General features: G+C 67.5%; 16 protein-coding genes. 11 read left to right on the forward strand and 5 right to left on the reverse strand.

Annotation, left to right across the window (positions count from 1 at the left end; translation table 11 throughout):
• Window positions 1–179 precede the first annotated feature (179 nt).
• Window positions 180–779, forward strand: a complete 600-nt coding sequence (locus tag LPB04_RS15135) for an acyl-homoserine-lactone synthase (protein ID WP_193685357.1) — start codon at window positions 180–182, stop codon at window positions 777–779.
• A gap of 9 nt (window positions 780–788) precedes the next feature.
• On the opposite strand, the gene LPB04_RS15140 is transcribed toward LPB04_RS15135, so the two are convergent.
• A complete protein-coding gene (locus LPB04_RS15140; protein WP_227496427.1) occupies window positions 789–1,292 on the reverse strand; it encodes a GNAT family N-acetyltransferase in 504 nt (167 codons plus the stop codon).
• Window positions 1,293–1,336: 44 nt separating this feature from the next.
• Window positions 1,337–3,412: a prolyl oligopeptidase family serine peptidase gene (locus LPB04_RS15145; protein ID WP_193685358.1), complete on the reverse strand. Its 2,076-nt coding sequence runs from the start codon at window positions 3,410–3,412 to the stop codon at window positions 1,337–1,339.
• 95 nt (window positions 3,413–3,507) lie between these two features.
• Here LPB04_RS15145 and LPB04_RS15150 point away from each other — a divergent pair, with 95 nt between their 5' ends.
• From LPB04_RS15150 to recD, 4 genes are all read left to right on the forward strand, one after another.
• Window positions 3,508–6,627, forward strand: coding sequence for a CHASE domain-containing protein (locus tag LPB04_RS15150; protein WP_227496428.1), 3,120 nt, complete (start codon window positions 3,508–3,510; stop codon window positions 6,625–6,627).
• 75 nt (window positions 6,628–6,702) lie between these two features.
• Window positions 6,703–10,098, forward strand: coding sequence for an exodeoxyribonuclease V subunit gamma (gene recC, locus LPB04_RS15155; RefSeq protein ID WP_193685359.1), 3,396 nt, complete (start codon window positions 6,703–6,705; stop codon window positions 10,096–10,098).
• A complete protein-coding gene (recB, locus tag LPB04_RS15160) occupies window positions 10,095–13,745 on the forward strand; it encodes an exodeoxyribonuclease V subunit beta (protein WP_193685360.1) in 3,651 nt (1,216 codons plus the stop codon). Before recC ends, recB begins: the two co-directional genes overlap by 4 nt.
• A 3-nt stretch (window positions 13,746–13,748) precedes the next feature.
• Window positions 13,749–15,698, forward strand: coding sequence for an exodeoxyribonuclease V subunit alpha (gene recD / locus LPB04_RS15165; protein WP_193685361.1), 1,950 nt, complete (start codon window positions 13,749–13,751; stop codon window positions 15,696–15,698).
• Window positions 15,699–15,715: 17 nt separating this feature from the next.
• Here recD and LPB04_RS15170 read toward each other — a convergent pair whose 3' ends face one another.
• Window positions 15,716–15,979 carry a hypothetical protein gene (locus tag LPB04_RS15170; RefSeq protein ID WP_193685362.1) on the reverse strand — a complete coding sequence of 88 codons (264 nt, stop codon included), beginning with the start codon at window positions 15,977–15,979 and terminating at the stop codon, window positions 15,716–15,718.
• A gap of 242 nt (window positions 15,980–16,221) precedes the next feature.
• Between LPB04_RS15170 and LPB04_RS15175 the strand changes: the two genes are divergently transcribed.
• Window positions 16,222–16,362: a hypothetical protein gene (locus LPB04_RS15175; protein WP_193685363.1), complete on the forward strand. Its 141-nt coding sequence runs from the start codon at window positions 16,222–16,224 to the stop codon at window positions 16,360–16,362.
• Window positions 16,363–16,513: 151 nt separating this feature from the next.
• On the opposite strand, the gene LPB04_RS15180 is transcribed toward LPB04_RS15175, so the two are convergent.
• Together LPB04_RS15180 and LPB04_RS15185 are read right to left on the reverse strand one after the other, a co-directional pair.
• On the reverse strand, window positions 16,514–17,479 hold the full coding sequence (locus tag LPB04_RS15180) for a serine hydrolase (RefSeq protein WP_193685364.1): 966 nt from the start codon (window positions 17,477–17,479) through the stop codon (window positions 16,514–16,516).
• Window positions 17,480–17,739: 260 nt separating this feature from the next.
• Entirely contained in the window at window positions 17,740–18,756 is a 1,017-nt protein-coding gene (locus tag LPB04_RS15185) for a sulfate ABC transporter substrate-binding protein (RefSeq protein WP_227496429.1), read from the reverse strand.
• 223 nt (window positions 18,757–18,979) lie between these two features.
• Here LPB04_RS15185 and LPB04_RS15190 point away from each other — a divergent pair, with 223 nt between their 5' ends.
• From LPB04_RS15190 to LPB04_RS15210, 5 genes are all read left to right on the forward strand, one after another.
• Entirely contained in the window at window positions 18,980–19,504 is a 525-nt protein-coding gene (locus tag LPB04_RS15190; protein WP_193685365.1) for a GNAT family N-acetyltransferase, read from the forward strand.
• Window positions 19,505–19,574: 70 nt separating this feature from the next.
• Window positions 19,575–20,216: a YcbK family protein gene (locus tag LPB04_RS15195; protein WP_193685366.1), complete on the forward strand. Its 642-nt coding sequence runs from the start codon at window positions 19,575–19,577 to the stop codon at window positions 20,214–20,216.
• Between the two features lie 114 nt (window positions 20,217–20,330).
• On the forward strand, window positions 20,331–20,624 hold the full coding sequence (locus tag LPB04_RS15200; RefSeq protein ID WP_193685367.1) for a DUF378 domain-containing protein: 294 nt from the start codon (window positions 20,331–20,333) through the stop codon (window positions 20,622–20,624).
• A 19-nt stretch (window positions 20,625–20,643) separates the two neighbouring features.
• Window positions 20,644–21,105 carry a metallophosphoesterase family protein gene (locus LPB04_RS15205; RefSeq protein WP_227496430.1) on the forward strand — a complete coding sequence of 154 codons (462 nt, stop codon included), beginning with the start codon at window positions 20,644–20,646 and terminating at the stop codon, window positions 21,103–21,105.
• Between the two features lie 68 nt (window positions 21,106–21,173).
• Window positions 21,174–21,581 (forward strand): hypothetical protein, encoded by a 408-nt coding sequence (locus tag LPB04_RS15210; RefSeq protein ID WP_193685369.1) that lies wholly within the window; start codon window positions 21,174–21,176, stop codon window positions 21,579–21,581.
• Window positions 21,582–21,714 lie beyond the last annotated feature (133 nt).

Consider the following 21,714-nt stretch of genomic DNA (forward strand, 5'->3'; position numbering starts at 1 on the left):
ATTCGCTGATGAAGTCGTTTGGCATGGCCAGTCTCCTTGGTTGTTCAGGTGAAAAACCTAGTATTCCACTCCGTCACCCTGTAGCCACCTAGCAAACTTGCTAGTACCGCTCCTGCCCTGATTGCATGAGGCTTATGCCTGTCGCATAGATATTTTCGTCAACATACAGGGAGAACGACATGGCACTGCAAATCAATATCGCGGCACGACGCGAGTTTCAATCCCGCGACTTGTGGGAAATGCACACCTTGCGCGCAAAAGTGTTCCAGGGCCGACTCGGCTGGGAAGTGCCGGTGCTCTCGGGGATGGAAATCGACGGCTACGACGCACTCGATCCGCACTACATGATGATGCGCGAGCCGGGTGCGGGCGCCAAGGCGGGAATCCTGCGCGGCTGCTGGCGTTTGTTGCCGACCGAAGGGCCGTACATGCTGAAGGATTCGTTCTCCCAGCTGCTGCACGGGCAGCCGGCCCCATGCGACGAGCACATCTGGGAGCTGTCGCGCTTTGCCATCGAAACCGGCGGCAGCAGTCATTTCGGATTTTCGGAGATCACGATGGAGTCGATTTCCGCCATCATCCGCTACGGCCACGAGCACGGCATCGAGCGCTACGTGACGGTGACCACGACCGCCATCGAACGCCTGCTGCGCCGCGCCGGGGTCGTGACCGAGCGCCTCGGGCCGCCGCTGGTGATCGGAATCGAGACGGCCGTGGCCCTGTATGTGGACATCGAGCCGACCTGCGAGGTGTTGTTCGACCGGCGGCTGGCCAGCTGACGCCGTACCTTACGCGTCTTCCCGGGCGAGGTCGAGCTGCATCGTTTGCTCCATGCGGCTCGATCCGGGCCGTTGCGGCCCGGGCGCGCCCACCGCATGAAACCCGGCGCGCTCGTACAGGCGCCGGGCCGCGTCGTTCCCGCACACCACGCCCAACTGCATGGTGCGTGCATTGCGCGAGCGCGCCCAGGTTATCGCCGCCTCGAGGATCGCGGCCGCGACCCCGTGTCCGCGTGCTTCCGGCGCCACCCACATCTGGAACAGGTTGACCAGCGAGGCATCGCCCGCATCGAGCTTGGCCCAGGCCATGCCGGCCGCGCTGCCGGAGATCTCGGCCAACAGCGGCAGGTCACAGCCCGACGTCGTGCCCAGGTTCAGAATCCAGGCCCAGTCGTTCTCGGTCCGCTGCACAACCTCGGACAGGGTCATGCCGAAGGCCTCGGGTGCATCAGCCAGCGCCCGCAGGCGCAGCGCGCGGTACAGCTCCCACTCGTGCGCCGCGAGTGGACGCACGCCGGCGCCGCCTCTATATATAGTTGCCACGTCCGCGCCCCCGGTTATTGCAACTGCTTGCGCAGGAAGGACCAGGTCAGCGCCCACATACGCGCCGTCTGCGTGTTGTTGGCCGCGCCCGCATGTCCGCCTTCCGTATTTTCCCAGTACAGCACCTCGTGTCCCTGGCTTTCCATCAGCGCCGCCATCTTGCGCGCATGGCCCGGATGGACCCGGTCGTCACGGGTCGATGTTGTAAATAAGACACGCGGATACTGCTTGTCCTTGAAAACGTTCTGGTAGGGCGAGTATTTGCCGATGAATTCCCACTGTGCCGGATCGTCCGGGTCGCCGTACTCGCCCATCCACGAGGCCCCCGCCAGCAGGGTGTGGTAGCGCCGCATGTCCAGCAGCGGCACCTGGCAGACCACGGCATTGAACAGGTCCGGACGCTGGGTCAGTGCGGCGCCGACCAGCAGGCCGCCATTGCTGCCGCCCATGATGCCGAGGTGGCGCGGGCTGGTGACCTTGCGCCGGATGAGGTCTTCGGCCACCGCAAGGAAATCGTCGAAGGCGCGCTGGCGGTGTTCCTTGAGCGCCGCCTGGTGCCAGCGGGGACCGAATTCGCCGCCGCCGCGGATATTGGCCAGCACGTACACGCCGCCTTGCTCCAGCCAGCCGGTACCGGTCATGCCGCTGTACGAAGGTTTCAGTGAGACCTCGAAGCCGCCGTAGCCGTACAGGACGGTCGGATTCCTGCCGTCGAACTTCGCTTGCTTCGCCATGACGACGAAATAGGGGACCATCGTGCCGTCCTTCGAGCGCGCCTCGAACTGGGACACGGTGTACGGTGCCGGGTCGAACCAGGCCGGCATCGCCTTCAGGGGCTCGCGCGCATCCGAGCCCGCCTGGCCGAGGTACAAGGTGGTCGGCGTCAGGAAGTCGGTCACGCTCAGGAAGTAGTCGTCGGACTCGATCTCGTCGAGGGCCGTCACCCCGAGCGTGCCGATGCCGGGCGTGCCGCTTTCTGTCGCAACTTCGCGCCGCAGCCAGGCGCCGTTCTCGCGGCGCAGCTCGAGCAGGCGATTCTTGACCTTGTCGAGCACCGTCAGCAGCAGGGCGCTGCGCGTCACCGTCACGCCGTCCAGGGAACTGGCGGCGGTCGGCACGAACAGGGCCTCGAGATCGCGCTCGCCGCGCATGAAGCGCTCGAAATCGATGGCCAGCAGGGCGCCCTGCGGCCAGGTACGGCCGGCGACAGTCCAATCCGAGCGCAGTTCGATCAATAGCTGGTCGCGCACGGCATACGCGTTCGCATCCTCGGGCTTGTCGATTTTCCGCAGGCGCCCGTCCTCGCGCAGGAACAATTCGCTGCTGTAGAAGCCGATCTGGCGCGTGACGAACTCGCGCTCGAAGCCGGGCGTCAGGTCCTTGCGCGCCGACGCCGACAGGTCGTTCGCGTCCGCCTCGAACACGAGGCGCGCTGCGGCAAGCGGCGTGCCGCGCTTCCATTCCTTGACGATGCGCGGGTAGCCGGAGGCCGTCATCGAACCTGGGCCGAAATCGGTGGCGACGAACAGGGTGTCGCGGTCGATCCAGGCGGCGCTGCCTTTCGATTCGGGCAGGGCGAAGCCGCCTTCGACGAAACTGCCTGCCGCGAGGTCGAATTCGCGCACCACGTCGGCGTCGCCGCCGCCGCGCGAGAGCGAGACCAGGCAGCGCGTCCCGCGCGGCTCCAGGCAGGTCACGCCGGCCCAGACCCAGTTCTCGTGTTCGTCGCGCGCCAGCGCGTCGAGGTCGATCACGGTTTCCCACTGCGGCGCGGCCTTGCGGTACTCGGGCAGGGTGGTGCGGCGCCAGATGCCGCGCTCGTGATGGGCGTCGCGCCAGAAGTTATATAAATGGTCGCCGTGCCGGCTGACGTAGGGAATCCGTTCCTTCGCGTCGAGGATGGACTGCAGCCTGGCGCGCAAGGCCTCGTGCGCCGCGCCGCCGAGCGCCCCTTCGGCGAGCGCGTTGTGTTCGCGTACCCAGGCCAGCGGCTGCTCGCCGCCGACGTCTTCCAGCCAGGTGTACGGGTCCTGCTGCGCGGGCGCGTCCACGCCGGCCAGCGCTGCCAATTTAAGTGCCGCCTTCTGCATTCATTCCCCTTACTGTCCAGCGCCCCATGGCGATCGGTTCGCATATACTACCAACAACCGATATCAATAATCTTTCGTTTGTCAGAACAGCATAAATGCCCCTGTCGATCACCCGCAGCATAGGCGCGGCCGCCGGCGCGCGCGGCACGACCCGCATCGTGCTGTGGGGCGCGGGGCTGTGGCTGGCGCTGCTGGTCGGGGCGATGCTGCACATGGCCGCGTCGCGCACGGTCGAAGAAGAAGCGCGGCGTCGTTTCGAGAACCGGGCCCGCGCCACCCAGGAGCGCCTGGCCGGCGCCATCAAGTCGTATACCGACGTCACCCGCGCACTGGTCGCGCTGTTCGCCGCCGGCGACGAACCGGTCACGCGCCTGCAGTTCCACCGCTATGTCGACACCCTCGAGCTGCGCACGCATTATCCGGCGATCGACGCCGTCACCTACGCCCAGGTGGTCCCGGACGCGGAGCGCGCCGCCTTCGAGGCGCGGGTGCGCGCCGACCGCAGCGTCGATCCGAACGGCTATCCGGATTTCACGATCACCCCCGCCGGCAGGCGGCCCAGCTACACGGCGCTGACCTTCATCGAGCCGCCCGCCATGATGGACGGAAAACTCGGGCTCGATATCGGTGCCCGTCCCGCGGTAGCCGAGGCAATGGCGCGCGCCCGCGATGCCGGCGGCATCAGCGCTTCCGGCCAGCCGGTACAGGTGCACGGACCGACGCCGCATATCGCGCTCAGCATGCGCGCACCGGTCTACCGCGGCGGCCGCACGCCCGGGACCGTCGCGGCCCGCCGGGCCGCCTATATCGGCGGTGTCGGCGTGTCGTTTTCGGTGCCGGCCCTGGTCGAACGCGCGCTCTCCGCTGCTGCCGACCCTGCCGGCGATCCGGTCTCGCTGGCGCTGTTCGCAGCCGGTCCCGGCACGGCCTTGTCCGGGCTGGCCGTCGGGCCGGCCGACCGCCTGCTGTATGGCGATGGCGCGGTGCGCACCCGCATCGTCGACGAGGCGGCCACCTTCACCACCGTGCTGCCGGTCGACTTCGGCGGCGGCTTGTGGAAAGCCCATTTCAGCGCGCCGAAAACCGCCCTCTACCTGCCGTTGGACAAGCGCCTGCCGCTGATCGCCCTGGCCACCGGCTTCACGGCGACCCTGGTCATATACAGCCTGTTCCTCTCGCTGTACTGGTCGCGCCGCGCCGCGATCGAACAGCGCACGCTGCTCGACACGGTGCTCGACAACGTCGACGCCTTCGTCTTCATGAAGGACCGCGACCGTCGTTTCCGCTACGTGAACGCGAAGATGGCCCGTGCCCTGGGCCAGGGCGCCGAGCGCATCGTCGGCCGCGTCGACCGCGAAGTGATGCCGGCCGAGCTGGCCGACGCCGCCTGGGAACGCGAGCGACCCGTGTTCGACGGCAAGCGCCGCGCCAGCCAGGTCGAGGTCGAGATCGATGGCGGGCCGCGCCAGCTGTGGGAAGCGAAGGTGCCGGTGCGCCTCGACGGGGATGTGGGCGGGGTGCTGTGCGTGGCCACCGACGTCACCGAACTGCACCAGCTCAAAGCCGCGGCCGACGCCGCCAACCAGGCAAAAAGCGCCTTCCTGTCGAACATGAGCCACGAAATCCGCACCCCGATGAACTCCATCATCGGCATGACCCACCTGGCCCTGGCATCGGCGCATGAACCGAAACTGCGCGACTACCTGGAAAAGATCCGGCACTCGGGCCAGCACCTGCTGGGCATCATCACCCACATCCTCGACTTCTCGAAGATCGAGGCCGGGCACCTGGAACTGGAACTGCTCGACTTCCGGTTCGACGCCCTGATGGACAAGCTCGAGAGCCAGCTCGGGGAAGCCGCCGCCGCCAAGGGACTGCGCCTCGAATTCGACATCGCCCCGGACCTGGCGCGTCCCCTGCGCGGCGATCCGCTGCGCCTGCAACAGGTGCTGCTCAATTTCGTCGGCAACGCCATCAAGTTTTCCGAGCGCGGCAGCGTCACCGTGCGGGCGCGGACGCTGCGCAGCTTCGGCCACGAGACCCTGGTGCGCTTCGAAGTCGAGGACCACGGCATCGGCATCGACCCGGCCGAGATGGCGCAGCTGTTTACGTCCTTCCACCAGGCCGACCCTTCGACCACGCGGCGCTACGGCGGCACGGGCCTGGGCCTGGTGATCAGCAAGCAGCTGGCCGAGCTGATGGGCGGCGAGGCCGGCGTCGAGAGCGAGCCCGGTCGCGGCAGCATCTTCTGGTTCACGGCGCGCCTGGGGCAGGGCGGGGTGCAGGATGGGAGGCAGGACGCGCCTCCGGCGCGCAAGGCCGCGCCGCCGCCGGTGCCCGCCGGCCAGCGCCTGGACGGGACCGCGGTGCTGCTGGTCGAGGACAATGTCTTCAGCCAGCAGGTAGGGTGCGAACTGCTGGAAAATGCCGGTGCCGAGGTGGTCGTGGCCAACAACGGCAGCGAGGCGCTCGACCTGATGCGCGGCCGGCGCTTCGACTGCGTGCTGATGGACGTGCAAATGCCGGTGATGGACGGCTTCGAGGCCACGCGCCGCATCCGCGCCGACGACGCGCTGCAGGATACCGTGGTGATCGCGATGACGGCCAATGCCGGCGTCGACGACCAGGCGCGCTGCATGGAGGTCGGCATGGACGAATTCCTCACCAAGCCGGTCGCGCCCGAGCTTCTCGCGGCGACGATCGCGCGCACGGTCGGGCGTGGGGCGGGCGGGCGCCAGGCCGCTGCTTCGTCCGCGGCGGCCCAACGTTCGGCTGAGGCGACTGCAGAAGGGGCGCCGGCCGCCGAGGCAGCCGCCCGGCCGGCCGCCGCCGCTCAAGCCGCAGCGGGTCAGGTGGCTGCGCCGCTGCTCGATACCGCCGTGCTCGCCTCCACCTTCGGCAGCGATCCGGGCAAGATGCGCAAGTTCGCCTTCATGTTCCTCGACAGCGCGCGCGAAGGCCTGGCCGAGATCGACATCGCCCTGGTCTCGAACGACCTGGCGCGCGCCGGCGCGGTCGCGCACCGTTTGAAATCCTCGGCGCGGGCGGTGGGCGCGCTCAGTTTCGCCGGTCTGTGTGCCGAGCTCGAGCGTCAGCATGAACAGGGGAGCAGCGCCGGGGCAAAAGCCCTGAGTGCACGTCTGCGCAGCATCTTTGCGCGCCTCGAACGGCAGGTCGCAGCTGAACTTGGCGCCCGCGCCACGGATGGGCGCTAAGCGGTCGAGCGCCTTTCGCCGCGTCCTCAAAAAGAGTATCCTGTCGGGCTTGAGCTCCCCACTTCTCCACCCGCGATGTCCTCCACGATCACCCCCGGCCTGCTGATTTTGCACGGCAACCAGATGGAAATGCTGCGCGAAGCCGTCTTCGACTGGCTGCGCGGGCATCCGCTCGGGCCGCTGGAGCAGGAAACCATCCTGGTGCAGTCGAACGGCTTTGCCGAATGGCTGAAAATCGCGCTGGCCGAGGAGCTCGGGGTGTGCGCGGCCACGCGCGTGGCCCTGCCGGCGCGCTTTCTGTGGGAAGCCTACCGCGCCATGCTCGGGCGCGACCGGGTGCCGAGCCGTTCTCCCTTCGACCGCGACCCGCTGACCTGGCGCCTGATGCGCCTGCTGCCGACGCTGTTGCAGGAGCCGGTGTTCGCGCCGCTCGCGCACTTCCTGGGCGACGGCTGTCCCGAGCGCCGCCTGCAGCTGGCCGAGCGCCTGGCCGATTTATTCGACCAGTACCAGGTGTACCGCGCCGACTGGCTGACCGACTGGGAGATCGGCCGCGACCAGCTGCGCCGTGCCGGCGGCGACCCGGTACCCCTCGCTCCCGACCAGCGCTGGCAGGCGCGCTTGTGGCGCGCCGTGCACGAGAGCGTGCCGCCGATGCAGCGCGGAACCGGGCGCGCCATGATCCACGAAATCTTCGTCGCCAAAATCCTGGCCGGCGAGCCGCCGTCCGGCCGCCTGCCGCGCCGCGTGGTGCTGTTCGGGATGTCGGCCCTGCCATACCAGACCCTGCAGGCGATCGCCGCGCTCTCGCACCACACGCAGGTGCTGCTGGCCGTGCCGAACCCCTGCCAGTTCTACTGGGGCGACATCATCGAAGGGCGCGAGTTATTGAGGGCCGCGCACAAGCGCCAGCCGGCGCGCGAAGGCGTCGACCTGGCCACGCTGCCGATCGAAGAACTGCACGCGCACAGCCATCCGCTGCTGGCAAGCTGGGGACGCCAGGGGCGCGATTTCGTGCGCATGCTCGACGAATTCGACAACGAAGCCGGACGCCCCGAAACCGAGGGGATCGCCAAACTGCGGGTCGACCTGTTCTCCGAAGGCGACGGCGAGACCCTGCTGCAGCAGGTGCAGGCCGCGGTGCGGGACCTGCGTCCGCTGAACGAACACCCGCACGTGCCGCCGCCGCGCGAGGACCGCTCGATCGAGTTCCACGTGACCCACAGCACCCAGCGCGAAGTCGAGGTGCTGCACGACCAGCTGCTGTCCTGGTTCGAGGCCGACCCGACGCTGCGCCCGCGCGACATCGTCGTCATGGTGCCCGACATCGACACCTTCTCGGCCGCGATCCACGCCGTCTTCGACCAGCACAAGAGAAGCGACCCGCGCCACATCCCCTTCGAGATCGGCGATACGCGCGACCGCAGCGTGAATCCTCTGCTGGTGGCGCTGGAGTGGCTGCTGCGCCTGCCGCAGCAGCGCTGCCGCCAGAGCGAAATCCGCGACCTGCTCGACGTGCCGGCGGTGGCGACGCGGTTCGGCGTCAGGGAAGACGACCTGCACACGCTGGGCGCCTGGATCGACGGCGCCGGCGTGCGCTGGGGCCTGGACGGCGAACACCGCGCGGGCCTCGGGCTCGGTGCGGCGGGCGAACAGAATGCCTGGATCTTCGGCGTACGGCGCATGCTGCTCGGTTACGCCAGCGGCGCCGGCGCGCGCTTCGGCGACATCGAACCCTACGCGGAAGTGGGCGGGCTCGATGCGGCGCTGGCCGGTTCGCTGGCCCAGTTCGTGGAATGCCTGCTGGAGTGGCGCGCGCGCCTGGCGCAGGCGCGCACCCCGGCCGAGTGGGGCGTGCAGGCGCGCGCCTTGCTGGCCGCCTTCTTCGACGGCCGCGAGGAGAACGACCGCATCACCCTGGCCCAGCTCGGCGAGGCGCTGAACTGCTGGCTGGAGATGACGGAGGCGGGCGGCTTCGACGAAGCGGTACCGCTGGCCGTGCTGCGCGAAGCCTGGCTCGGCCAGATCGACCAGCCGACCCTGAATCACCAGTTCGTCTCGGGCGGCGTCACCTTCTGCACCCTGATGCCGATGCGCGCCGTGCCCTTCCGGGCGGTCTGCCTGCTCGGCATGAACGACGGCGACTTCCCACGCCGCACGCCGCAGAACGATTTCGACCTGCTGGCCATGCCGGGCATGAGCCGCCCCGGCGACCGTTCGCGCCGCGACGACGACCGCTACCTGATGCTGGAGGCCCTGCTGGCTGCGCGCGACAAGCTGTACGTGAGCTGGGTCGGGCGCAACGTGCGCGACAACAGCGAGCAGCCGGCCTCGGTGCTGGTGGCGCAGCTGCGCGACTACCTGCATGCAGGCTGGGACCTCGACCTGCACAGCCTGACGGTGGAACACGCGCTGCAGCCCTTCAGCCGCCGCTATTTCGAGGAGGGCGGGCTGCTGACCTATGCGCGCGAATGGCGCGCAGCGCATGGTTCGGAGGGCGGCGAGGCGCTCGATACCTTGCCGGCTTATGAACTGGAACCGGATTTCCGCCTGAAGCTGTCCGAACTGGCGAGCTTTCTGAAACAGCCGGCGCGCTACTTCTTCCGGCGCCGGCTGGGCGTGATCTTCAACGCGGCCGAGGTGATCGGCGAGGACGAGGAACCGTTCTCGCTCGACGCGCTCGACCGCTACTTCCTGGAAGACAGCCTGCTCGACGATTCGGGCACGGTCGAGGAACCCGACGAAGTGCGCCAGGTGCTGACGAATCGCGCCGAACGGCTGGCGCGCGAAGGCGTGCTGCCGATCGGCCTGGTCGGGCGCCAGTGGCAGCAGCAGCTGGTCGAGGGCCTGGTGCCGGTGCGGCGCGCCTGGCTGGAGCTCGGGCGGCGCTTCCCGCAGCCGGCGCCCAAGCTGGCGGTCAGCCTCGATCTCGACGGCGTGCTGCTGGAAGACTGGATCGACCGCCTGCGCAGTGACGGCGAACGCACTGCCTGGCTGATGCAGATATCCTCGAACGTGCTGGATAAATCCGGCGCGCCGCGCGGCGACAAGCTGATCGACGCCTGGCTGCGTCAGCTGGCCGCCAGCGCCGCCGGTGCGGCGGTGACCGGCTACCTGGTCGCGCGCGACGCAACCATCACGATGGCGCCGATCGAGCGCGAGATGGCGCTGGCCGCGCTTGGCGACATCAGCGCGCTGTGGCGGCACAATCTGAACGCACCGCTGCCTGTGGCCTGCAGGACGGCACTGGCGCACCTGGCAGACGGCAAGCCGCGCCTGGTCTACGACGGCGACTACGAATTCCCGGGCGAGGTCGAACGGGAGCCATGCCTGGCGCGCCTGTGGCCGGAATTCAGTCTGCTGGTCGCGGCCGGCGGCTGGCCGGACCTGGCCGAGGCCCTGTACGGCGGCCTCGTGGCCTGGCTCGCCAACCATATCCAGGTGACGCAGCATGGGGGAGACGCGCAATGAGCCAGCTGCTCGACGCCCTCACGTTCCCGCTGCACGGCTCGCGCCTGATCGAGGCCAGCGCCGGCACGGGTAAAACCTGGACCATCGCGGCGCTCTACCTGCGCCTGGTGCTCGGCCACGGCGGCGCGGATGCTTTTGCCCGGCCCTTGCTGCCCTCGCAGATCCTGGTGATGACCTTTACCCGCGCCGCCACGCGCGAGCTGGCCAACCGCGTGCGCGAGCGCCTGGTCGGCGCCGCGGCCTATTTCCGCGGCGAGGCGAAGGAGTCCGATCCTTACCTGGAAGCGCTCGCCAGCAGTTACGACAGCGACAGCGAGCGCCAGGTCGCGGCGCACCGCCTGGTGCTGGCCGCCGAGACGATGGACGAAGCGGCGATCTTCACCATCGACGCCTGGTGCCAGCGCATGCTGCGCGAGCACGCCTTCGACAGCGGCAGCCTGTTCGACGAGGAACTGGTCAGCGACGAGCGCGCCCTGTTCGAAGACGCGGCCCACGATTACTGGCGCCAGCACGTCTATCCCCTGAACGCCGCCGGCCTGGGCGCGGTGCTGGCCTGCTGGCGCGACGTAGAGGCCATGAAGGCGGCGGTGCGCGACCTGGTCGGGCGCACCGCCACGCTCGGCATGCCGGACGCCGAGCCGCTGGCGGCGCTGGTCGCGCGCGTGCAGCGCAGCCAGCAGGCCGAACTCGCGCGCCTGAAAGAAGGCTGGCACGAGCGCGCCGGCGAGATGGAGCGCTGGATCGCACAGCAGCAGGAACGCAATCCCAAAGCCTTCAACGGCAACAAGATGCGTGCCGCTTCGGTGCCCACATGGTTCGAAGCACTGCGCGCCTGGGCCGCCGACGCTGCGCTGGTCGAGCCGGACATGAACGAGACGGCCTGGAAGCGCCTGACGCCGCACGGAATCGAGGACGCCTTCGGCAAGGACTTCCACGCCGTGGTGCCGGACTGCTTCGCTTGTACCGAAGACCTGCGCGCGGCCCTCGACACGATTCAACCGCTTGCGCACGCGCTGCTGCGCCACGCGGCCGGCCACATCGCCCAGCGCATGGCGGAACTCAAGACGCGCAATCGCCAGTTCGGTTTCGCCGACATGCTGGCGCGCCTGAAGGAGGCGCTGGAAGGCGGCAACGGCGAGGCCCTGCGCCAGCGCATCGTGACCCAGTTCCCGGTCGCGCTGATCGACGAATTCCAGGACACCTCGCCCGACCAGTACCGCATCTTCAACCTGCTGTACCGGGTCGAGGCGAACGATCCGGAGCAGGGCCTGTTCCTGATCGGCGACCCGAAGCAGTCGATCTACGGCTTCCGCGGCGCCGACATCCACAGCTACCTGGCAGCCCGCATCGCCACCGAAGGCCGGCACTACCAGCTCGGCACCAACTACCGTTCGACCAGCGCGCTGGTGGAGGCGGTGAACCAGCTGTTCCGCTATGCCGAAGGCCATGGCGAGCACCCCGGCCATGCGGCCGGCGCCTTCCGCTTCCGGCGCGGAAACATCAATCCGCTGCCTTTCGATGCGGTACGCGCGGCCGGCCGCGGCGCGCACCTGGTCGGCGTCGACGGACCCTACCAGGCGCTGGCGATGTGCACCACGGACGGGGAGGAGATGAAGGCCGAGGAGTACCGCAGCTTCTTCGCCAATCACTGCGCCGAGCACATCGTCTCGCTGCTGAACGACCCGCAGGTCGGTTTCGCCGAACCCGACCCCGAGGGGCTGGGCGGCCGCTTCGTACGCCTGCAGCCGGCCGATATCGCGGTGCTGGTGCGCGACCGCAAGGAAGCAAGCGCGGTGCGCCAGGCGCTGGCACGGCGCAAGGTCGCCAGCGTCTACCTGTCGGACAAGGATTCGGTGGTCGAAAGCGAAGAGGCGGCGGACGTGCTGCGCTGGCTGTACGCGGTCGCCAGCCCCCTCGACGGCACCCTGGCGCGCGCCGCGCTGGCCACGCGCACGGCCGACCTGCCCCTGGGCGAACTGGCGAAACTCTCGGGCGACGAGACCGTCTGGGAAGAGCGCGTCGAGCAATTGAAAGCCCTGCATGCGACCTGGCAGCGCCAGGGCGTGCTGGCGATGCTGCGCCGCTTCATCCACGAACTCGGCCTGCCGGCGCGCCTGTTGCGCGAGCCGGGCGGCGAGCGGCGCCTGACCAACCTGCTGCACCTGGCCGAGCTGCTGCAGGAAGCGAGCACCCAGCTCGACGGCGAGCAGGCCCTGATCCGTTGGTTCGCCGAACAGATCGAGGGGCTGGGCGAGGGCGGCGACGAGCGCGTGCTGCGTCTGGAAAGCGACGCCGAGCTGGTCAAGGTGATCACCGTGCACAAGTCGAAGGGCCTGGAGTATCCGCTGGTGTATCTGCCGTTCGCGGCCACCGCGCGCAAGACGGATAAACGCAGGCGCAGCTTCTTCGAGTACGTGCTGGAAGACGGCAGCCGGCACATCGACCTGGCCCTGTCGGAGGAAGCGATGCAGGCGGTGGACCGGGCGCGCCTGGAGGAAGACCTGCGCCTGCTGTACGTGGCGCTGACGCGCGCGCGCCACTTCCTGTGGCTGGGCGTGGCGGCGGTCGCCACCCGCCAGAAGGGCGAGAACATGCTGCACGAATCCGCGCTCGGCTACCTGCTCAGCGGCGGGTCGCCGGTTCCGACCAGCGCCATCGGCGACCACCTGGCACGCCTGCGCGGCGGCTGCGCCGGCATCGAGCTCCATACGCTGGCCCCGCAGGACGGCTGCACGATGCTCAACCGGGTCGAAGAACGGCCGGCGCTGGTGGAGGCGGCACCCTTCGAGGCCGACTTCGAGCGCAACTGGGCGGTCGGCTCGTTTACCTCGATCACGCGCCACACGACGGCGCCGCCGATGCGCGCGCTGGAGGAAACCCTGCTCGAGGACGAGGAGCCCGCGCCGCCGCTGGTGCCGCGACTCGAGGACGCGCCCTGGCACCGCTTCCCACGCGGTTCGGTGCCCGGCAACTTCCTGCACGAGCAACTCGAGTGGATCGGGCAGGAAGGGTTCGACAGCATCGATGACCCGAACTTCGACGCGCGCCTGGCGCAGCGCATCGAGCGCGCGGGCTGGGGCCACCGCCTGGACGATGCCATCGCCTGGCTGCGGACCGTGGTCGCGACGCGCCTGCCGCCGATCGGCGCCAGTCTCAGCGAACTGACCGAGACCGTGCCGGAAATGGAATTCTGGTTCCCGAGCGAGGGCCTGGACCTGGGCGCACTCGATCGCCTGTGCCGGCGCAGGCTGCTCGGCAAGGCTGCCCGTCCGCTTCTCCCCGAGCGCGAACTGCACGGCATGCTCAAGGGCTTTGCCGACCTGGTGTTCGAACACGAAGGCCGGTACTGGGTGCTCGACTACAAATCGAATGCGCTGGGGCCGAACGACGCCGCCTACACGAAGCGTGCGATGGAAGAGGGCATGGCCGGGCACCGCTACGACATCCAGGGCGCGATCTACATGCTGGCGCTGCACCGCCTGCTCAAGAGCCGCCTCGGCGAGAACTACGATCCGGCGCAGCAGCTGGGCGGCGCCGTGTTCCTGTTCCTGCGCGGGATCGCCAACACCTCGACGCACGGCTGCTGCCTGCTCGAACCGGACGTCGAACTGCTCGACGGCCTGGACCAACTGCTCGGGAGGGGCTAGCGCATGAAGCACGACGCACACAGCGCGCAGGTGAGCGCATCGCCGGCCGCCCTGTGGGAAGAAGCGACGCGCCTGATCGAGGCCGGCGAATTGCGCCGCCTGTCGCTCGCCTTTGCGCGCTTCGTCGATTCGCTCGGGCCCGTCGCGCCTCCGGTGCTGCTGGCGGCGCTGGTGCTGTCGGAACTCGAAGGGCATGGCCACAGCTGCCTGCAGATCGCCGACCTGGCGCACGATCCGGCGGCTCTCCTCGGCTGGACCCGGGAGGGCTGGCAGGCGCTGGCGGGAACGGTGGCGCCGCTGCCGAAGAACGCGAAAGCCTGGGCCGCGCAGCTGGCCGCCTGCGAGCAGGTATGGCAGGTCGAGGAATTCGACTACGGCGCGCCGCTCGTCTTCGACGGCGAGCGCCTGTACCTGCGCCGTTACTGGCGCGACGAAACCCTGGTGGCGAACAGCATCCGCGCGCGCGCCGCCGCCAGCCACCCGGTCGCGTCGCATGAGGTGCGCGGCTGGCTCGACCTGCTGTTCGCCTCGCAGCGGGCCCAGGAAAAGCCGGACTGGCAAAAACTGGCCTGCGCCGTCGCCCTGCGCGGCTCGGTCGCGATCATCACCGGCGGCCCGGGTACCGGTAAAACCTATACCGTGGCGCGCCTGCTGGCGCTGCTGTTCGCGGTCGCCCCCGACGCCGCCCGGCAGCGCATCGCCCTGGCCGCGCCGACCGGGAAAGCCGCCGCGCGCCTGAAGCAGTCGATCGACAAGGCCCTGAACGAACTGGCCGAGCGCGTCGGCGACAAGCTGAAGCTGCGTGAACTCACTGGCCGCATGGGCGCCGCGCGCACCCTGCACAGCTTGTTGGGTGCGCGTCCCGACAGCCGCGCCTTTGCCCACCATGCCGGCAACCCGCTCGACGTCGACGTCCTGATCGTCGACGAAGCCTCGATGGTGCACCTGGAGATGATGGCGAGCCTGCTCGATGCCTTGCCGCCCGGCGCGACCCTGATCCTGCTCGGCGACAAGGACCAGTTGGCCTCGGTGGAAGCGGGCGCCGTGCTGGGCGACCTGTGCCACGATGCCCAGGCCGGCGGCTACAGCGCGCACACCGCGGCCTATGTGCTGGCGGCCAGCGGCGAGGAACTGCCTCCGGCCTACCTGGGCAGCGCCGGACCGCTGGCCCAGCAAACGGTCATGCTGCGCCACAGCCGCCGTTTCGGCGGCCCGATCGGGCAGCTGGCGCTGGCCGTCAACGCGGGCGAGGCGCCGGCCGCCGAAGCCGTGCTGCGCGGCGGTGGCGAAGGTGCGCTGCGCTGGATCGAAGGCGCGCACCAGCACCAGGTGGTGAGCCTGGCGCTGGCGGGCTACCAGCCCTACCTGGAACTGCTGCGCGCGGGACCGGCGGGCGGGCATGAGGACTGGGTACGCGCGGTGCTGCAGCGCTTCGAAGCCTTCCGCATCCTGTGCGCGGTGCGCGAAGGGGAGTGGGGCGTGTCCGGCCTGAACACGGCGATCGAGGCCAGCCTGCAGGCGGCGGGCCTGCTGCGGCGCACGGGGGAATGGTATGTCGGGCGCCCGGTCATGGTCACCCGCAACGACTACGGCACCCGCGTCTTCAACGGCGATATCGGCCTGACCCTGGGCGACCCGGCCCGTCCCGGCTCGCTGCGCGTCTACTTCCTCGAAGGCGACGAAGTGCGCAGCGTGCTGGCGACGCGCCTGAGGAGCGTCGAGACCGCGTATGCGATGACGGTGCACAAATCGCAGGGTTCCGAGTTCCGCCACACGGTACTGGTGCTGCCCGAGGACCGCCACGGCATCCTGACGCGCGAGCTGGTCTACACGGGCATCACGCGTGCCAGCGCCGAGTTCACGCTGGTGACGCCGAATGGGACGGTGCTGGCGGAGGCGGTCGCGCGGCGCACGCACCGGGCGAGTGGCTTGCGGCACCTGATCGAGCGGTAGCGCAGCAAACTCGCTTCTTACTCTCTAAGACCCTTGCGGACTACTTCGTCGACCAGCTGGTTCATGTCGACCCCACGCTCCTTCGCCAGCGCCTGCAAGCGCCCCACCAGCTCCCCATTGAGCTTGACCGCAAACGGCACCAGTCCCAGCGCGCGGTCGCGTTCGCGCTGTTCGCGCTTGTCGACGGGCGCGGAGGCAGCCGCGCCGAAGGCGGCATTGCGCGCGCCCATCTGGTTCATGATTTTCTTGGCGTCGCTTTTGGCGAGGTCGGTTTTTTTCATTGCATGCTTTCACAGGTTGGTCGATCCGCATTCTACCCGCGATGGCGGCGAGGCAGCGCCGGCTCGGCAGCGTGCCCCGCATATGCACTGGCGTGATAACAGTCCCGTAGCGCTAATGATGAGCTCGATGGGAGACATATGGCTTTCTTATGTCGGAAATCCAAAAGCGAAATTGGATTTATATCTTGCTGGAGCGTAAGCTTCAACCATCGACACAGGTCAACGAATTCACAGGAGCGCATATGAACACGATCGCCATCACTTCCCCGGCCCCGGCCAAAGCCAGCTTCCGCGACATGCTGCGCCGTTTCGGCGCCGAGTTGCGCCGCGCCTTCGAGCTGTCGGGTGCTCCCTACGTGGACGGCCCGATGCCGCCGCTGTAAGCAGGCAAGCGCAGTCCGCTGGAATACGAAAGCCCCGCCGATGCGGGGCTTTGCTTTTGGCGGACCGCATCGCAACGGGCATAAAAAAAGGGATCCCAGCCTGCGGAGATCCCTTTTTATCAGTCAAGTGGCCGGCTCGCGGCCCCTGCCGTCAGTTGCGGCGCTTGCGCAACACGACGACCTTCTTTTTGATCGGCACGACCTTCGCCTTGGCGCGGACGGTCGCTCTCGCTTTCACGACGCGGCCGCTGCCGGCGGTGATGCGCGGGCCGCCAGTGCTGGCTTTCATCGGGCCACTGGCACGCGCCACGCGGCCGCTCGTTGCTTCTTCGCCCGCGAGGTAGCGGCGGATGTTGAGCGCGTCGAGGATGCGCGCCGAGGAGGCGCCGGCGTTGAGCAGCACCATGGTCGCGTTCTTGCCGGCGGCCTTGATGTTCATGATCAGGCAGCGGCCCGCTTCCTGGGTGTAGCCGGTTTTCGACAGGCCGATGTCCCAGCCCTTGGCGCCGACCAGGCGGTTGGTGTTGTGGAATTCGACTTCGCGGCTGTTGATGCTGACGAGGTTCTTGGCATCGGTCGTGCGGTCGGTGATTTCCTTGTAATGGGAAGCGGCCTGCGCCATCTTGACCAGGTCGGCCGCGGTCGAGCGATTGTTCGGCGACAGGCCGGTCGGCTCTTCGATCACGGTATTGGTCATGCCGAGGGCGGCGATCTTGCGGCGCACGGCGGCCTTGAAGGCCAGCTGTCCGCCCGGATAGGTGCGCGCCAGCGAGGCCGCTGCGCGGTTGTCCGAGGACATCAGGGCCAGCTGCAGCACGTCGGCGCGCGGGATGCTGGCGCCGACCGGCACGCGCGAGGTGCTGTGCTTGAGGGTGTCGACGTCGCTGCGGTCGATCTCGATCAGCTCGTTCATGTCCTGCTTCGCGTCGAGGATGACCATCGCGGTCATCAGCTTGGTCAGCGAAGCGATCGGTACGATGGCGCCGGCGTTCTTTTCCAGCAATACCTTGCCGGTGTCGTCTTCAACCACCAGCACCGATTGCGAGCCGAACGGCACCGCGAATGCGGCAGCAGACGAGATCGACAACAGGGCAGCGGCGAACAGTTTTTTGATCATGGATGTCGGAATAGGTGTCGGGTTAGAGGCCAGGCGCCAGGGACGGCGCCGCGTTTCTGGCTATATTCTTGCTACAGGGCACACCGAAGTAGTGGAAGATAGCACCCGCGTTTCTTTGTGTCTATGGCGCACAGGCAAAAACGAGCTCAACTGTGATATTTAGTGACAAAAAAGGCCCTGTGTAGTTACAGGGCCTTTGTAGAGCGACAACTGGATTGTCCGATCAAAAAGAGAATGATCGTTTTTTCCGTACGCTTCGATTATTTCGATTGGTAAATTTTATCGAACTCGCCGCCGTCGTCGAAGTGCACTTTCTGGGCATTGCGCCAGCCGCCAAACAGCTCGTCGACCGAGAACAGGGTGATCGGCTTGTAGTTGCCCGCGAACTTCTTCATCACCGCTTCATTACGCACGCGCAGGAAGTGCTTGGCGCCGATTTCCTGGCCGGCCGGCGTGTACAGGAAGTTCAGGTAAGCCGTCGCCTGCTTGCGCACGCCGCGGCGGTCGACCACCTTGTCGACCACGGCCACCGGCGACTCGGCCAGGATCGACACGGTCGGGTAGACGACTTCGAAGTTGTCGCCGAACTCGGCACGCACCATGCTCACTTCGTTTTCAAAAGTCACCAGGGCGTCGCCGATCTGGCGCTGGGTGAAGGTGGTGGTCGCGGCGCGGCCGCCGGCGTCGAGGATCGGTACGTTCTTGAAGATGCGGCCGACCAGGTCACGCGCCTGCGCTTCGGTGCCGCCCTTTTTCTTCAGCACCGAGCCCCAGGCCGCCAGGTAGGTGTAGCGGCCATTGCCTGCGGTCTTGGGATTCGGGATGATGACCTGGACCCCCGGCTTGGCCAGGTCGTCCCAGTTCTTGATGCCCTTCGGATTGCCTTTACGGACCAGGAACACCATGGTCGAGTAGTAGGGCGCCGCATTGTTCGGGAACTTCTTCGCCCAGTCCTTCGTCACGAGGCCGCGGTCGGCCAGCATGTCGATGTCGTTGGCCTGGTTCATCGTCACCACCGACGCTTCCAGGCCGTCGGCCACGGCGCGCGCCTGCTTGCTCGAGCCGCCGTGCGACTGCTTGATGGTCACGGTTTCGCCGGTGCTCTTTTTCCAGCTCTCGATGAAGGCCGGGTTGACGTCCTTGTACAACTCGCGCGCCACGTCGTAGGACACGTTCAGCAGCTCGACCTCGGCCGCGCTTGCCGAGAAGGGCAGCGCAGCGCCGACGGCCAGCGCGAGGATCCAGCGACGCAGGGAATTGACGGGAGTATGTGGCATATTTTTCTCGCTCTTTCAATACAATGGGAACAGCGTGCATCTTCCATTTATTCGCAGCAAAACGGAAGAACAGTTTTCTCATATGCTTAGAGCCCTGGCGTGTATGCATGGCCTCGGGCAAGCTCGGCGGCTTTCGGTGTATAGTCCGGACATCGGCCACGACGTCAAAAGCGTTCCGGCGAGCAATAGAGTCAGTCATTACGAGTTACTGGGTAAGAAGTTCATGGGTATCGACATTCGCAAAGCAGTGCCACACGACGCCGCCAACGCTTGCGCGCTGCTGCGCCGCTCGATCGCGGAGGTCTGCGAGCCGGACCACCGCGGCCGGCCCGAAGTCCTCGATGCCTGGCTCGCCAACAAGACCCCGGAAACGATTGCAGCCTGGTTCGCTTCGCCGACCAACCACGCCATCGTCGCCGAGCGCGACGGGCAGTTGCTGGGCCTGGCCTTGCTGACCCAGGCCGGCAGGGTGGCCCTGTGCTATGTCGAACCGGGCGCCTTGCGGATCGGCGTCGGCCGCGCGCTGCTGGCCGCGGTCGAGGAACAGGCACGGGCCTGGAATATCCGCAAACTCAATCTGCACAGCCCGGAAAGCTGCGCCACGTTCTATGAACGCCATGGCTATGCGAACGCCGGCCTGGAAAAATCCTGCTTCGGGCTGGAGTGCAACCTGATGTGGAAACAGCTCGATGCCAAGCCCGAAGAGATGGACGCGAAGCGAAAACGTTTCTGTAACTGCAGTGAATAAGCTACAAAACACGTCTTTTGTGCGGCATCTCGTTCAGTTATAGTACGGCCTTCGCAAAGATGAGTGCCTTATGCCTTCCCGCAGAGATTTCCTCCAACAGGGCATGCGCCTGTCCGCCCTAGGCGCAGTTGCCCCGATCCTCGTTACCAATGCCAACGCCGCCCAGCAAGCCGCACCGGCGGACCTGACGCCGCCTCCCGACCTGTTCGACGCCCAGCTGCTCGACCTCGATTTCTGGGTCAAGCCGCGCACGCTGTCGGTGACGCGCCCGCAAAGCGGCGAACGCGCCAGGCTGCTGTACTGGAAGGACGGCGAAGTGATCGACTCCGCCTACCAGGAACTGTGCCACCTGCTGCGCGACGTGAACGGCCGCGCCACCGCGCCCATCGACCCCAAGCTGCTCGAAATGCTGTGGGGCACGCAGGCCTTCATCGCCCGCTACGGCATGGAACAGCCGCTCGAGATCCTGTCCGGCTACCGCACGCCGGCCTCGAACGCGCGCCTGCAGGAGCAGGGCATCCCGGCCGCGCGCAAGTCGCTGCACATGTCGGGCAAGGCCGCCGACATCCGGATTGCCAGCCTGACCGAGGAGGTGTTGGGTGGCCTGATCCGCAGCTTTGGCCAGGGTGGCGTCGGCTATTACTACCGTTCCGGCCCGAAAGGCGGCTGGATCCACGCGGATACCGGCCTGAACCGCACCTGGAAAGGCTGACAAGGTTGATAGGGTATCAAGCGCCCTCCTGACGCCAGTTTTTGCTATCGTGAGATCTGGAGCGGCAGTGCGTTGACTGCCGCTCGAGCGTCGGATCTTTTCGAGGAGAACGCTATGGCAACGATGAACGCACCAACGATGGATCGCCGAACCAACCCCGAACGCCGCAGCGCCATGCGCGAGGGCAGCCGCTCGGCCATGTCGGCGCTCGATTACCTGGCGATGGCCCTGCTCATCATCGGCGGCCTGAACTGGGCGCTGGTGGGGCTGTTCGAAGTGGACATGGTCGCCACCATCTTCGGCCCCGGCAGCCCGGCGGCGCGCCTGGTGTATGTACTGGTCGGCCTGGCCGCCCTGTACTCGATCTATACCGCGGCGAAGATGGCCGGGGCGAAGCGCCATCACTAAGCCCCATGCCAACCAGGCCGTGCGCGTCGGGCTGATCTCCGACACGCATGGGTTGCTGCGCCCCGAGGCACTCGCCTTTCTCGCGGGCTGCGACCATATTGTCCATGGCGGCGACATCGGCAACGCGGCCATCCTGGAACGCCTGGCGCAGATCGCGCCGCTCACTGTCGTGCGCGGCAACAACGACCGCGAGGCCTGGGCACGCACGATACCCGTCACCGCCACGCTGCAGGTGGGGCCGATTTCCCTGTACGCGATCCACGACCTGAAGGAGCTCGACATCGATCCGGCGGCCTGCGGCGTGCGCGTGGTGGTCTCGGGCCACTCGCACAAGCCGGCCTGCGCCGAGCGCAACGGGGTCCTCTACCTGAATCCCGGCAGTGCCGGGCGGCGCCGCTTCTCGCTGCCGGTTTCGGCCGCTGAACTCGTCATCGAGGACGGCAGGGTCCGACCGCGCATCGTTACCCTGGTCGCGTCCTAGTGCGCCATGTACGTCCACCCCGAAATGCCGTAGGATAGCTCCTTTGCCGTTGATCTTTTTCGCCTCCGATGACCGCTCCACTTGATACGCCTCCACGCTTCCGTCCCCGTCCCTGGATCCACCTCGAAACGCCGCAGGACGTCGAACTCTGGATCGCGGAGCACGACCAGGCTCTGCAGGACCTGATCAAGCCCCAGGAAACCGGCTACGGCGTCTGCTTCACGCTGGCCGAAGGCGGCAACATCTACCTGCAGACGCATGAAGACGCCATCCAGCTCGACGTCGACGACGAGGCCAGCTGGGTTGCGCCCCTGATCGTGGCCGCCACCGGCGCCGAGATCCCGCGCGGTTCCTACTGGCTGCTGCCGGCCGACCGGCTGGTCCAGCTCGTCATCGGGCTGTCGAGCCTGGTCGCCAGCACGACCCTGGTCGTCGGCCACCGCTTCGGCTCGCGCGGGCAAGCGCAGGCCTACTGAAATATCCTGGCGCTGTTCGCGTTAAGTGTGGAAAGTGTGGAGCTCCGCTCGTCGTGCGGGTCACGGCTGTTCAAAGCGAGCCCACACTTAACGAGAACAGCGCCACTATCTTTCCCTCGCCCGGCGGCGCGCT

The organism is Massilia litorea (assembly GCF_015101885.1).
Lineage (GTDB): Bacteria > Pseudomonadota > Gammaproteobacteria > Burkholderiales > Burkholderiaceae_D > Telluria > Telluria litorea.

Coding starts and splice junctions, on each gene's coding strand:
- LPB04_RS15170 (WP_193685362.1), bottom strand. CDS start 15,979: ATGAAAAAAACCGACCTCGCCAAAAGCGACGCCAAGAAAATCATGAAC.
- recD (WP_193685361.1), top strand. CDS start 13,749: ATGAAGCACGACGCACACAGCGCGCAGGTGAGCGCATCGCCGGCCGCC.
- LPB04_RS15150 (WP_227496428.1), top strand. CDS start 3,508: ATGCCCCTGTCGATCACCCGCAGCATAGGCGCGGCCGCCGGCGCGCGC.
- LPB04_RS15135 (WP_193685357.1), top strand. CDS start 180: ATGGCACTGCAAATCAATATCGCGGCACGACGCGAGTTTCAATCCCGC.
- LPB04_RS15180 (WP_193685364.1), bottom strand. CDS start 17,479: ATGATCAAAAAACTGTTCGCCGCTGCCCTGTTGTCGATCTCGTCTGCT.
- LPB04_RS15190 (WP_193685365.1), top strand. CDS start 18,980: ATGGGTATCGACATTCGCAAAGCAGTGCCACACGACGCCGCCAACGCT.
- LPB04_RS15175 (WP_193685363.1), top strand. CDS start 16,222: ATGAACACGATCGCCATCACTTCCCCGGCCCCGGCCAAAGCCAGCTTC.
- LPB04_RS15145 (WP_193685358.1), bottom strand. CDS start 3,412: ATGCAGAAGGCGGCACTTAAATTGGCAGCGCTGGCCGGCGTGGACGCG.
- LPB04_RS15185 (WP_227496429.1), bottom strand. CDS start 18,756: ATGCCACATACTCCCGTCAATTCCCTGCGTCGCTGGATCCTCGCGCTG.
- recB (WP_193685360.1), top strand. CDS start 10,095: ATGAGCCAGCTGCTCGACGCCCTCACGTTCCCGCTGCACGGCTCGCGC.
- LPB04_RS15200 (WP_193685367.1), top strand. CDS start 20,331: ATGGCAACGATGAACGCACCAACGATGGATCGCCGAACCAACCCCGAA.
- LPB04_RS15210 (WP_193685369.1), top strand. CDS start 21,174: ATGACCGCTCCACTTGATACGCCTCCACGCTTCCGTCCCCGTCCCTGG.
- recC (WP_193685359.1), top strand. CDS start 6,703: ATGTCCTCCACGATCACCCCCGGCCTGCTGATTTTGCACGGCAACCAG.
- LPB04_RS15195 (WP_193685366.1), top strand. CDS start 19,575: ATGCCTTCCCGCAGAGATTTCCTCCAACAGGGCATGCGCCTGTCCGCC.